The 12,146-nt window shown below is 70.0% G+C and carries 12 protein-coding genes; 2 read left to right on the top strand and 10 right to left on the bottom strand.

The genetic code is table 11. From position 1 onward, the window contains the following. Positions 1 to 17: 17 nt before the first annotated feature. The 10 genes from AC4F3Q_RS02430 to AC4F3Q_RS02385 form a co-directional block, all read right to left on the bottom strand. Complete coding sequence (locus tag AC4F3Q_RS02430) at positions 18 to 269, bottom strand: hypothetical protein (protein WP_491038584.1); 252 nt, start codon at positions 267 to 269, stop codon at positions 18 to 20. A gap of 83 nt (positions 270 to 352) precedes the next feature. Next, complete coding sequence (locus AC4F3Q_RS02425; RefSeq protein ID WP_491038583.1) at positions 353 to 1,249, bottom strand: hypothetical protein; 897 nt, start codon at positions 1,247 to 1,249, stop codon at positions 353 to 355. 57 nt (positions 1,250 to 1,306) lie between these two features. Beyond that, the gene (locus AC4F3Q_RS02420; RefSeq protein WP_491038582.1) at positions 1,307 to 2,614 is read right to left on the bottom strand and encodes a thymidine phosphorylase; all 1,308 of its coding nucleotides are present in this window, start codon (positions 2,612 to 2,614) and stop codon (positions 1,307 to 1,309) included. Further along, a complete protein-coding gene (locus AC4F3Q_RS02415; RefSeq protein ID WP_491038581.1) occupies positions 2,611 to 3,033 on the bottom strand; it encodes a cytidine deaminase in 423 nt (140 codons plus the stop codon). Before AC4F3Q_RS02415 ends, AC4F3Q_RS02420 begins: the two co-directional genes overlap by 4 nt. 2 nt (positions 3,034 to 3,035) lie before the next feature. After that, positions 3,036 to 4,331: an ABC transporter permease gene (locus AC4F3Q_RS02410; RefSeq protein ID WP_491038580.1), complete on the bottom strand. Its 1,296-nt coding sequence runs from the start codon at positions 4,329 to 4,331 to the stop codon at positions 3,036 to 3,038. Next, positions 4,328 to 5,638: an ABC transporter permease gene (locus AC4F3Q_RS02405; RefSeq protein ID WP_491038579.1), complete on the bottom strand. Its 1,311-nt coding sequence runs from the start codon at positions 5,636 to 5,638 to the stop codon at positions 4,328 to 4,330. Before AC4F3Q_RS02405 ends, AC4F3Q_RS02410 begins: the two co-directional genes overlap by 4 nt. Next, a complete protein-coding gene (locus AC4F3Q_RS02400; protein WP_491038578.1) occupies positions 5,635 to 7,152 on the bottom strand; it encodes an ABC transporter ATP-binding protein in 1,518 nt (505 codons plus the stop codon). Before AC4F3Q_RS02400 ends, AC4F3Q_RS02405 begins: the two co-directional genes overlap by 4 nt. An 85-nt stretch (positions 7,153 to 7,237) precedes the next feature. Beyond that, complete coding sequence (locus AC4F3Q_RS02395; protein WP_491038577.1) at positions 7,238 to 8,359, bottom strand: BMP family lipoprotein; 1,122 nt, start codon at positions 8,357 to 8,359, stop codon at positions 7,238 to 7,240. Positions 8,360 to 8,578: 219 nt separating this feature from the next. Then, the gene (locus AC4F3Q_RS02390; protein ID WP_491038576.1) at positions 8,579 to 9,865 is read right to left on the bottom strand and encodes an amidohydrolase; all 1,287 of its coding nucleotides are present in this window, start codon (positions 9,863 to 9,865) and stop codon (positions 8,579 to 8,581) included. Positions 9,866 to 9,925: 60 nt separating this feature from the next. After that, positions 9,926 to 11,062: a mannose-1-phosphate guanylyltransferase gene (locus tag AC4F3Q_RS02385; protein WP_491038575.1), complete on the bottom strand. Its 1,137-nt coding sequence runs from the start codon at positions 11,060 to 11,062 to the stop codon at positions 9,926 to 9,928. Positions 11,063 to 11,285: 223 nt separating this feature from the next. Here AC4F3Q_RS02385 and sdhC point away from each other — a divergent pair, with 223 nt between their 5' ends. After that, positions 11,286 to 11,663 carry a succinate dehydrogenase, cytochrome b556 subunit gene (gene sdhC / locus AC4F3Q_RS02380; protein ID WP_168446081.1) on the top strand — a complete coding sequence of 126 codons (378 nt, stop codon included), beginning with the start codon at positions 11,286 to 11,288 and terminating at the stop codon, positions 11,661 to 11,663. 2 nt (positions 11,664 to 11,665) lie between these two features. Beyond that, the gene (locus tag AC4F3Q_RS02375) at positions 11,666 to 12,121 is read left to right on the top strand and encodes a succinate dehydrogenase hydrophobic membrane anchor subunit (RefSeq protein WP_491038574.1); all 456 of its coding nucleotides are present in this window, start codon (positions 11,666 to 11,668) and stop codon (positions 12,119 to 12,121) included. Positions 12,122 to 12,146 lie beyond the last annotated feature (25 nt).

Genomic DNA, 12,146 nt, shown 5'->3' with positions numbered 1-12,146 from the left:
CCCTGGTCGCGGTCGCGCTAGAGCGCGTCCTCGGCGCCCTCCTCGCCACCGTCGGGGAGGCCGTCGCCCAGGTCGACGACGATCGCCTGGTCGGCGACGTCAGCCTCGGACGCCGCGCCCTCGACGTCGGCTCTCGGGATGCCCGGACGGTAGTCCTCCCCCTCGGCCTCCGGGGTCTCCCCGGCGCGCAAGAGATCGACGACCTCGCCCGGTTCATGCCCGTCCAGCCCGGTGTCCCGCCAGGCGTCCTCGCCAGGAAGCGTGCTCATGGCCCTGCTCCTCTCCTCGGGTAACGGTGCCCTCCCATCGTGCCCCGCGCCGCGGGGACCCGCCAGTGCCGCGTCGCGCGAGGTCAGCGAGGCAGGAGCACCCATGCCGGGACGGACCAGCCGCCGAGGGCGGGCCTGCGACCGGGGGCAGCGAGCTCGTCGCGGCGCAGCTCGAGCACCTCGCCGCGCGACGGCTCGAAGACGTGCCAGCCCGACGCCGTCGCACGGGTGACGAGGACGACGTGGCGCGGTACGGCGGTCGCGAGGCCGGTGCGGAGGGTGCCGCCGGTGAAGAGCGGCACGGGCACGCCCGTACGCAGGGCAGCGTCGACCGCGGCGACGGCGCGGGCGAGCCTCGCCGGGGACGCGGCGTCGACGACGGCGTGGCGGTAGGTGACGTCTGCGTACCGGGCCGCGCGGGCTGCACCCCACGGGGGTGTGCCGAAGCGGTCGGGCCAACGCAAGCCGAGGAGGGCGTCCTGCGCGGTGCGGCGCTTGAGCGCGCGCTGCAGCGCGATGAATCGCGTGTCGCCGGGCTGGCAGGCGCGCGCTGCGGCGGCGAGCTCGGGCGGCTGGACGGGGCCGATGCGGCTGCCGGTCTCGAGCCAGAGCGCGAGGACCGGGTCGCCCGCGGCGGCGAGCTGGGCGAGGACGGTCGAGCCGCACGTCGTCGGGTCGTGCTGCCGGGCGGGCTCCCCCGCCCAGCGGAGCGGGCCGAGGCCGCTCGCGGTCGTCGGGCTGAGGGGGTCGGAGATCGCGTGCCGGGCGGCCCCGACAGCCGACCATGCCGCCTCGAGAGCCGCGACGGTCTCCTGCGGGTACCCCCGGCGCCGGGCACGTACGGCGACGGCGTCGGGCAGCGCGTCGGTGAGTTCGATCGGCGTGCCGTGCACGGCCTCGGGATCAGCGGCGGACGCGGGCGGCAGCCGCCACGCGCCGACGGACGCGAGGACCCGGGACAGCGACAGGTCTGCGAGCACCCGCCCTCCTCCCTGCGGGACCTGGGGCGCCCGCGGAGGGCGCCCCAGGTCTGCCGGTCAGAACCCGCTGATGCGGTCGAGCACCACGTCGCTCGGCGTGAACGAGGTGCCAGGAGCGGCGACCTCGATGCCGCTCTCGAGCGCCTCGAGCGCACGGTCAAAGCGCTCCGGGGTGTCGGTGTGCAGCGTGAGGATCGGCTCGCCCTTGCGGACAACGTCGCCCGGCTTGGCGTGCATCACCACGCCGGCGCCCGCCTGGACCGAGTCCTCACGACGCGCACGTCCGGCGCCGAGGCGCCAGGCCGCGATGCCGACGTCGTAGGCGTCGAGCCTGGTGAGCACGCCGTCCTCCTCCGCGAGCACCTGCTGCGTGTGCGTGGCCCACGGCAGCTCGGCGTGCGGGTCGCCGCCCTGCGCGGAGATCATCGCGTTCCAGCGGTCCATCGCGCGGCCGTCCGCGAGAGCTGCGCGGACCTCGTCCTCGCCGACCGGGCGACCGGCAGCAGCGAGCATCTCGACGGCGAGCGCGACCGTGAGGTCGACGACGTCGGCGGGGCCGCCGCCGGCGAGGACCTCGACGGACTCGCGAACCTCGAGCGCGTTGCCCGCGGTCAGGCCGAGCGGCGTCGACATGTCGGTGAGGAGCGCAACCGTCCGCACACCTGCGTCGGTGCCGAGGTCGACCATCGTGCGAGCGAGCTCGCGGGCGCGGTCGATGTTCTTCATGAACGCACCCGAGCCGACCTTGACGTCGAGGACGAGCGCGCCCGTCCCCTCCGCGATCTTCTTGCTCATGATCGAGCTCGCGATGAGCGGGATCGCCTCGACGGTGCCCGTGACGTCACGCAGTGCGTAAAGCTTGCGGTCGGCCGGGGCGAGGCCGGAGCCTGCCTGGCAGATGACCGCGCCCACGTCGTCGAGCTGGGCGAGCATCGCCTCGTTCGACATCGCCGCCTGCCACCCGGGGATGGACTCGAGCTTGTCGAGCGTGCCACCCGTGTGGCCGAGGCCACGGCCAGAGAGCTGCGGCACCGCGACGTCGAACACCGCGACGAGCGGGGCGAGCGGCAGCGTGATCTTGTCGCCGACGCCGCCGGTCGAGTGCTTGTCCGACGTGGGGTTGCGCAGGGACGAGAAGTCCATGCGCTCGCCCGAAGCGATCATCGCGTTCGTCCAGCGCGCGATCTCGGCACGGTTCATGCCGTTGAGCAGGATCGCCATGTTGAGGGCGGACATCTGCTCCTCGGCGACGACGCCGCGCGTGTACGCGTCGATCACCCAGTCGATCTGCTCGTCCGTCAGGACGTTGCCGTCGCGCTTGGCGATGATGACGTCGACTGCTGCGAACTTCTCGGTACCGCTCATGACTTGCTCTTCTCTGCGTAGTCGGTGAGGTCGTCGGGCCCGAAGGCGTCCGGGAGGACCTCGCTCATGGGCTTGATGCCGCTCACGGAGTCGACGAGCAGCCTCGCCCCGCCGTGCTCCCACAGGAGCTGGCGGCAGCGGCCGCACGGCATGAGCGTGTTGCCCTGCCCGTCGACGCACGTGAAGGCGACGAGCCGCCCGCCCCCGCTCGCGTGGAGCTGGGACACGAGGCCGCACTCGGCGCACAGCCCCACCGGGTAGGACGCGTTCTCGACGTTGCACCCGACGACCACGCGCCCGTCGTCCACGAGGGCAGCGACGCCCACCGGGAACTTCGAGTACGGGACGTAGGCCCGGGTCATGACGTCGCGAGCGGCGGCCCGCAGCGCCTCCCAGTCGATCTCAGGCTGGTCCGTCACCGTCACTCCTTGACGTATGCCGTGCCGGACGCCGCCGGGCCCCGCGACCTACCGACCAGACCGGCGACGGCGAGCAGCGTGACGACGTAGGGCAGCATCAGCATGAACTGGCTGGGCACCGGTGCGTTGACGATGCTCATCGCACCGGACAGGGCCGAGGCGAACCCGAACAGCAGCGCAGCGAGCGCAGCCTTGATCGGGTCCCACTTGCCGAAGATCACCGCAGCCAGGGCGATGAAGCCTGCTCCGGCCGTCATGTTCTTCCCGAACGCGGAGACAGAGACGAGCGTGAAGTACGCCCCGCCCATGCCGACGACGGCGCCAGCGATCACGAGCGCGCGGTAGCGCACGCGGTTGACCTTGATGCCGACCGTGTCCGCGGCGAGCGGGTGCTCACCGACGGCGCGCAGGCGCAGACCCCAGCGGGTGCGGAACATCGCGAACCAGACGAGCGGGATCGTCGCATACATGACGTAGACGATGACCGACTGGTTGAACAGTGCAGGCCCGAGGACAGGAATGTGCGCGAGCCCCGGGATCTCGACCTTGGGGAAGAGCGTCGTCTTGTTGTACGACGCCGCCTGCGGGACGAGGACCTGCGAGTAGAGGAAGCTCGTCAGGCCGAGGACCAGGACGTTGAGCACGACACCGACGATGACCTGGTCGACGCGGTACGTGATCGTGAAGACGCCGAGCACGAGAGCGACGAGACCGCCCGCGACGATCGCAGCCAGGAGGCCCAGCCACGGGCTGCCCGTCACAGTTCCGACGATCGCTGCGACGAACGCCGAGGCGAGCAGCTGACCCTCGATCGCGATGTTGACCACACCAGCACGCTCACCGATCGTGCCGCCGAGAGCACCGAAGACGATCGGCACCGCGAGGAGAACCGAAGAGCTGACCAAGCGGACGACCGGGAAGTCGCTAGACGAACCGGCGCCGGCCCAGGACAGGAACGCCGTGAGGAACAGCAGGGCGAAGACGGCCCCGAGGTACCAAGGGGTACGCCGGTCACGGCGCCACAGGATCCACGAGAGCACGGTGAACGCGGCCATGAGTACGAGGCAGAACCACGCCGTGGGCATCGCGGGAGCCGACACCGCCGGGATCTCGACGAGATCGCCGGGCGACGAGAGCCGGAAGCTCGTGGAGCCGTCGCGCGGCGCGAGGCCGATAATCGCCAGCAGCAGGACGGTCACCGCTGTGAGCACGGTGGGGAACTTCTTGCTGACGACCGTGACCTGGCGAAGCTGCTCCGAGACCGGGGACTCGGGGGAAACTACCGTGGCGGCGCTCATGCTGCCACCTCCTTGCGGGCGGCGCGCGCGGCCTTCCGCGAGGCCCCGGGCTGAGGAAGCCTGAGGATCGCGCGGACGAGCGGCGGAGCGGCGATGAACAGGACGATGAGGGACTGGATGACCGTGACGATCTCGATCGGGATGCCTTCGGCAGCCTGCATCTGGGCGCCACCAGCCTTGAAGGCGCCGAACAGGATGCCCGCGCCAAGGACGCCAAGGGGTGAAGACCGGCCGAGCAGCGCGACCGTGATCGCGTCGAAGCCCATGCCTGCGTCGACGTCCGTGCTGAATCCGGTGGTCGCCGTGCCGAGGACCTGGGAGGCGCCCGCGAGTCCGACCAGCGCACCGGAGACGAGCATGACGTACACGGTCGCCCGCTTGACGTCGATGCCCGCGACCCTGGCCGCTGAGGGGTTCTCACCGACCGCACGGAACGTGAAGCCGAGGCGCGAGCGCTCCAAGAGCCACCACGTGAACGCGACAGCGATCAGCGCAAGGATGAAGCCGACGTGGAGCGGGAACGAGTCGCCGAAGATCCGCGCCATGATGGCGTTCTCGGCCATCGGCGGCGTGTTGGGGTTCGAGGAACCCTCCTGCTGGAGGAGCCCCGGCGTCGCCAGCAGGAAGAACAGCAGGTAGAAGCCGATGTGGTTGAGCATGATCGTCGTGATCACCTCGTGCGCACCCGTGAACGCCTTGAGCGCTCCCGCGATACCAGCCCACAGGGCACCCATCGCGATGCCGACGAGCACGGCGACGAGCATGTGCACCACAGGAGGAAGGTCGAGAGCGAAGCCGATCCAGCCCGCGCCGATGGCGGCGAGGATCATCTGGCCCTGCCCACCGATGTTGAACAGGCCTGCGCGGAAGCCGACGGCAAGACCGAGGCCCGCTCCGATGAGCGGCGTCGCATACGTCAGCGAGACAGCGAGGGGGCGGATGCCGGCGGCGAACGTGTCCGCCTTGTAGTTCCACACGGCCCCGCGGAAGAGCGCCACGTACGCGTTAGCGATGGCCTCCCAGGCGGCAGAGATGAGGTCGCCGGGACGCGAGAAGAAGTAGGCGGCGCTCGAACGCACGGTCTCGTCCGTGGCAGCGATCATGATCGACCCGGCGACGAGCGCGAGGAGGACCGCGCCGAGCGAGACTCCCCAGGATCCGCCGACGATCTCACGGAAGGCGTCGGACCAGCGGCGGTCCCCGGGCTCCTGGGCGGGAGCCGTCGGCGCAGGGGCCGCGGACTCGCCGGCGGCGGGCCGGAGGGCCGCCCCGTCGCTCGCGGGCTGCGGGTTTTCGGTGGTGCTCATGCGGCTTCATGCCCTTCTGCCGGGATGCCGGCCATCATCAGGCCGAGGACGTCACGCGGCGTGTCTGCGGGGACGATGCCGACGATGCGTCCGCGGTACATCACGAGGATGCGGTCGGCGAGCGCCGCGGCCTCGTCGAGCTCGGTCGCGACAACGATGACGGGGATGCCCGCGTCACGCGTCGCAACGATCCTCTTGTGGATGAACTCGATCGAGCCGACGTCGACGCCGCGCGTGGGCTGGCAGGCGACGAACAGCTCGAGGTCGCGTGAGAGCTCACGCGCGAGGACTACCTTCTGCTGGTTGCCGCCGGAGAGGCGACCAGCGTGCGTCTCGATGCTCTGGGTGCGGATGTCGAACTCCTCGACCCGCTGAAGTGCGAACTCGTCGCGCTGCTTCATCTGCAGCGAGCCCGCTCGCACGAAGGGCGGACCGTCGGTGCGGTTGAGGATGAGGTTCTCCGCGACCGAGAACGTTCCGACAAGGCCGTCGTGCCCGCGGTCCTCAGGCACGAAGCCGATGCCGGCGTCGAGGAACTGGCGGACGCTACGACCGACTAGGTCGGTCCCGTTGAGCTCGATGCGCCCGGCGGCGGGCGTCACAAGACCGAGGAGCGCGTCGGCGAGCTCGGTCTGGCCGTTGCCCTGGACCCCGGCGACCACGAGAACCTCGCCGCCGCGGACCTGGAACGAGACGTCGTCGACGAGCACGAGACCTGCCTGGTCGCGGATCTCGAGGTTCTCGACGGAGAGGAGTGCCTGCGAGTACTTCGGCGCGTCCTTGTGGACGGTCAGCTCGACCGCGCGCCCGACCATGAGCGAGGCGAGCTCCGCGTCGCTCGAGCCGGGCTTGGCCTCGCCGACGACGGCACCACGGCGCATGACCGTGATGCGGTCCGCCACCTCGCGGACCTCACGGAGCTTGTGGGTGATGAAGACGATCGCGGCACCCTCGGACTTGAGCTGGCGCATGATGGCCATCAGCTCGTCGGTCTCCTGCGGGGTGAGCACGGCGGTCGGCTCGTCGAAGACGAGCACCTTAGCGTCGCGCGAGAGAGCCTTGATGATCTCGACCCGCTGCTGCACGCCGACCGGAAGCTCCTCGACGATCGCGTCCGGGTCGACGTGGAAGCCGAAACGGTCTGCGATCTCACGGACCTTGGCACGCGCCTGGTCGAGGTCAAGACGTCCGCCGCCCTTGGTGGGCTCGTGGCCGAGCATGACATTCTCGGCGACCGTGAACACGGGGACGAGCATGAAGTGCTGGTGCACCATGCCGATGCCGGCGGCCATCGCGTCGCCGGGACCAGCGAAGTTCACAGGCTCGTCGTCCAGCAGCACCTCGCCCTCGTCGGCGGTATAGAGGCCGTACAAGACGTTCATGAGTGTGGACTTGCCAGCGCCGTTCTCGCCGAGGAGGCAGTGGATCTCCCCGGGAGCGACCGTGAGGTCGATATGGTCGTTGGCGACAAGCGCACCGAAGCGCTTGGTGATGCCGCGCAGCTCGAGCTTCATTGACCGATCTTTCTGGGTGTAGCGAAGAAGTCATGACACGCGTTCTCCCCGGGGAGAACAAGCTCCCCGGGGAGAACGCGGTGCGTCAGTTGAGGTACGACTTGACCTTGACCTTGCCAGCGATGATGTCCGCCTTGAGGGTGTCCACCTCGTCGAGCAGGGCGGCGTCGACCTTGCCCTCGAAGTTGTGCAGCGGGGCGAGGCCCACGCCACCGTTCTCGAGCGTGCCGACGTACGCCTCGGCGTCGAACTCGCCCCGGCCAGCGGCAACGACCGTGTCGTAGACGGAGACGTCCATCTTCTTCTCGATCGACGTCAGGATCACGTCGGCGGTGTTCGGGTCCGTGAGGAACACGTCCGCGTCGACACCGATGAGGGCGATGTCGCGACCGGACGCAGCGATGGAGTCGAGCGCGGCCATGTAGACCGGGCCGCCGACGGGGAGGATGACGTCGACGCCCTGGTCGATGATCGAGTCAGCAGCGTTGCGCGCGTCCTGGTTGTTGTCGAAGCCGCCGGTGAAGACGCCCTTGTCGCCGCCCTCGAAGCCGATGACCTTGACGTCCTTGCCCTTGACCTTGTTGAAGTGCTCGACGCCCTGCTTGAAGCCGTCCATGAAGATGGTCACGGTCGGGAACGGCATGCCGCCGTAGGTGCCGACCTTGCCCGCCTCGGAGTAGCCAGCGGCCAGGTAGCCGGCCAGGAACGCCGCCTGCGCCGTGTCGTAGAGCACCGGCTTGATGTTCTCGGCGTCCTTCTTGCCGTCGAAGTCGTTGTCTGCAGCGTCGTCGACGAGGACGTAGTTGAGGTCGACGTTGGCGTTGGCAGACACGACGGTGTCAGCAGAGAGCGCGAAGCCGACCGAGATGATCGTGGTGCAGTCGGTCGAGACGAGGGACTCGAGGTTCGTCTTGAAGTCGGCCTTCGAGGCGGACTCGACCTGACCGAAGTCGACCGCGAACTCGCCGGCAGCCTTCTTCAGCCCTTCGAATGAGAGCTGGTTGAAGCTCTTGTCGTCGAAGCCGCCTGCGTCGGAGACGATGCAGGGCTTGAAGCCGTCGACCGCCTTGAGCGCGGGGCCCGCGCTCGTCGTCGTCTCGCCGGCGGTGGGAGCCTTGGTCGGGTCATCGGCAGGCGCGTCACCGCATGCCGTCAGGACCAGTCCGGCCGCAGCACCGATCGCGGCAAGCTTGATCATCTTCTTCACAGAGCACTCCTACTTGAGTCCGAGGTGTGCGCCCGGCAGCAGGAGCCGTGCGTCTTTGCACGACGCCCGTCCTGCCGGACGGCTTTCGATGTGACGACTCTAGTCATCCCTAGATGACGCGAACGTTAAAACGGTGAGTCCCAGCCGAGTCGTTACGCACTCGTCACCGATGCGCAAGTGGACGGAACGGGACCATCCACATGGCGAGACCACCCGTGGTCAGCGGCTCGCTCGCCCCGACGCGACCGTCGCGAGCAGGCGGATCCCGACGCGCAGCGCCTCCTCGTCGACCCGGAAGTCCGCCTGGTGGATGTCGAACGTGCGCCCGCCCGGCAGACGCGTGCCGAGACGTGCGAGCGCGCCGGGCACCTTCGTGAGGTACCAGGCGAAGTCCTCTCCCCCGAGCGACTGCTCGGTCAGCTGCACCGACCGCGGGCCCACCGCCGCGCGGGCCGCGTCCTCGAGCGCTGTCGTGCACTCGGTGTCGTTCTCGACGGGCGGCACGCCCCGGTTGTGCTCGATCTCGACCCCGACGCCGAACGGCGCCGCGACCTGCTCGACGGCGTCGTGCAGCACCTGTGCCGCGAGCTCCCACGCGCGCACGTCCAGGCAGCGCAGCGTGCCGCGCAGCGTCCCGATCGTCGGGATGGCGTTGTGCGCTCGCCCCGCGTTGACGGCGCCCCACGTGAGGTTGACGCCCGAGCGCGGGTCGAGGCGGCGCCCGAGGATCGCAGGGACCTGGGAGATGACCTGCCCCATCGCGTACACGAGGTCGCCCGTGAGATGCGGGCGGGAGGTGTGCCCGCCACGCGACGTGAAGGTCAGCGTGACCTCGTCCGACGCCGACGTGATCGGGCCGATGCGCGTCCCGACGACCCCCGTGTCGAGCTTGGGCTCGCAGTGCACCGCGTAGATGCGCTCGACGCCGTCGACCGCGCCCTGGGCGATGAGGTCGAGGGCACCACCCGGCTGCACCTCTTCGGCAGGCTGGAAGACGAGCCGCACGGGTGCTTCGAGAGTCCCCTGCCGAGAGAGCCGGGCGAGGACGATCCCCGCACCGAGGACGACGGACGTGTGCACGTCGTGCCCGCACGCGTGCGAGACGCCCGGGACGGTCGACGAGTACGGCAGGTCCGTCGCCTCCTGCACCGGGAGCGCGTCGAGGTCGGCGCGGAGCGCGACGCGGCGGCGCGAGTCTGCGCCGGCGCCTGCAGGGATGTCGCAGACGAGGCCGCTGCCCGGCAGGAGCCGCGGCGTGAGGCCCTCGGCCGCGAGCCGCTCGGCGACGAGCGCCGTCGTGCGGATCTCCGTGCGCGCAAGCTCGGGGTGCGCGTGGATGTCGCGGCGGATCCCGACGATCTCGTCGAAGAGCTGGTCCGTGATGCGCACGATCTCCGCGACGACCGGGTCCGTCGCGACGGTGGGCGCGGCGACGCTGGCCGCGCCGTCCCGCGCCTGCGCGGCGGTCGCACCGGAAGGGGTCATGTCGTCGTCGAGAGGGCTCACCGTTCCACGGTATCCCTGCGAGACACTGAGCGGTCGTGACGCCCGCCAGCCGGGCACACGTCAGAGCAGGTCGTCGAGCCCTCGGTCGCGCACGGCGTCGACGACGGACTTGAGCTCTTGGGCACGCGCCCGCGTCGTGACGAGCACCGCGTCCGGGGTGTCGACGACGACGACGTCGTCGAGCCCGAGCACGGCGATCGTGCGGCCGCCCGCGGGCACGATGACCGAGCCCGCGCTCGCGAGCCGCACGACGCGGTCCTGGTCGCCGAGGACCTTCGAGCCAGCGCCGTCGACGGCGGGGAGGAGAGCAGCGAGCGAGTTGAAGTCACCGACGTCGTCCCACCCGAAGTTGCCCGGAACCATGGCGACGCCGCCCGCGGCGGCGACAGGCTCGGCGATCGCGTGGTCGATCGCGATGCGCTCGAGCCCTGGCCACACGGACGAGACGACCTCGTCGCGCTGCGGCGTGTCCCACGCGCGAGCGATCGTCGCGAGGCCCGCGTGGAGGTCAGGACGCTCGCGTGCGAGGTGGTCGAGGAGCACCGACGTGCGGGTGATGAACATGCCCGCGTTCCAGCGGTACTCACCGGTCTCGAGGTAGCGGCGCGCTGTCGCGGCGTCGGGCTTCTCGGTGAAGCCGAGCACCTGGCGCACCGACGGCGCGCCCTCGAGGCCGAGCAGGTCGCCCGACCGCACGTACCCGAACGCGACGGACGGCCGCGACGCCGCGATGCCGATCGTCGTGACGTACCCGGCACGCGCCGCCTCGATGCCCTCGCGGACCGCCGCGACGAACGTCGGGGTGCTCGTGATGACCTGGTCCGCAGCGAACGAGCCGAGGACGACGTCGCCGTGGCGCTCCTGCAGCACCGCTGCCGCGAGCCCGATCGCGGCCATCGAGTCGCGCGGGGACGGCTCGGCGAGGACGTTCGTCTCCGCGAGGGCAGGGAGCTGCGCGCGGACGGCCGTGACGTGCCGTGCACCGGTGACGACCATGACGTGGGAGCTGTCGGCGACCTCGCCGAGGCGGTCGACGGTCGCCTGGAGCAGCGAGCGGCCTGCCCCGGTGAGGTCGTGGAGGAACTTCGGCGTGCCGGAGCGGGACAACGGCCACAGCCGCGATCCTGCTCCTCCCGCCGGGATCACGGCGTAGAAGTCGGCAGCGTCATGGGCGTGCTGGGGCGGCGTCGCGGGCATGCGGACATCCTATGAGGTGGTGCTCAGACCACGTTCCGGCCGTGTGGGATGCGTCACACACGGCCGCTAGCACACGCCTGACGGCCCAGACAGGGACCGAAGGCCCAGGAGATTCACTACAGTGATCCCCAAGGAGCGGATCGTCCGACCCGCTCGCCGCACCTCCTCGACCGGGACGACGACGTCGCCGTCACGGCTGAGACGCCACACAGGAGGCTCCCCCGTGCCCAAGGCGCCAGTTGGGACTCTGTACCGCGGCCGTGAAGGCATGTGGTCCTGGGTCGCGCACCGGGTCACCGGTGTCCTGATCTTCTTCTTCCTGCTCGTGCACGTCCTCGACACCGCGCTCGTCCGGGTGTCCCCCGAGGCGTACAACGCGGTGATCGGGACGTACAAGAACCCGATCATGGGGCTCGGCGAGGCCGGTCTCGTCGCCGCGATCGTGTTCCACGCCTTCAACGGCCTGCGCATCATCCTCGTCGACTTCTGGGCCAAGGGTCCGCGGTACCAGAAGGTGATGCTGTGGGTCGTCGTCGGCCTGTTCGTCGTGACGATGGCAGGATTCCTGCCGCGGCACCTCTCCCACGTCTTCGGAGGCTGACCATGAGCACCGCCGCCTCGGCCATCGCCTCCCCGCGCGACCCGTACAAGCGCCGGAAGACCACCCGCTCGAACTATGAGCTGTACGGCTGGATCTTCATGCGTGCCTCGGGCGTCATCCTGATCGCTCTGATCTTCGGCCACCTGTTCGTCAACCTCATGGCCGGCGACGGCATCAAGGCGATCGACTTCGCCTTCGTGGGCGGCAAGTGGACGTCTCCGTTCTGGCAGGTCTGGGACCTGCTCATGCTGTGGCTCGCGATGATCCACGGCACCAACGGCGTCCGCACGATCATCAACGACTACGCCGAGAAGGACCGCACGCGCGGAATCCTCAAGGTGCTCCTCTACACGGCGACCGTCGTCGTGATCGTCGTCGGCACCCTCGTCATCTTCACGTTCGAGCCGTGCCCGGTCGGAGCGCCCGCAGAGCTGCTGCCGTCCGTCTGCTTCGACTGACCTTCCCACCAGAACTCGTCCCAGG

The organism is Flavimobilis sp. BM9, assembly GCF_058313055.1.
This window is presented reverse-complemented; position numbering and strand designations above follow the sequence as displayed.

Bases quoted from the DNA above. Each gene is read 5' to 3' on its own strand.
- AC4F3Q_RS02430 (WP_491038584.1), bottom strand. From the start codon at position 269: ATGAGCACGCTTCCTGGCGAGGACGCCTGGCGGGACACCGGGCTGGAC.
- AC4F3Q_RS02420 (WP_491038582.1), bottom strand. From the start codon at position 2,614: ATGAGCGGTACCGAGAAGTTCGCAGCAGTCGACGTCATCATCGCCAAG.
- AC4F3Q_RS02410 (WP_491038580.1), bottom strand. From the start codon at position 4,331: ATGAGCGCCGCCACGGTAGTTTCCCCCGAGTCCCCGGTCTCGGAGCAG.
- AC4F3Q_RS02405 (WP_491038579.1), bottom strand. From the start codon at position 5,638: ATGAGCACCACCGAAAACCCGCAGCCCGCGAGCGACGGGGCGGCCCTC.
- AC4F3Q_RS02400 (WP_491038578.1), bottom strand. From the start codon at position 7,152: ATGAAGCTCGAGCTGCGCGGCATCACCAAGCGCTTCGGTGCGCTTGTC.
- AC4F3Q_RS02385 (WP_491038575.1), bottom strand. From the start codon at position 11,062: ATGCCCGCGACGCCGCCCCAGCACGCCCATGACGCTGCCGACTTCTAC.
- AC4F3Q_RS02375 (WP_491038574.1), top strand. From the start codon at position 11,666: ATGAGCACCGCCGCCTCGGCCATCGCCTCCCCGCGCGACCCGTACAAG.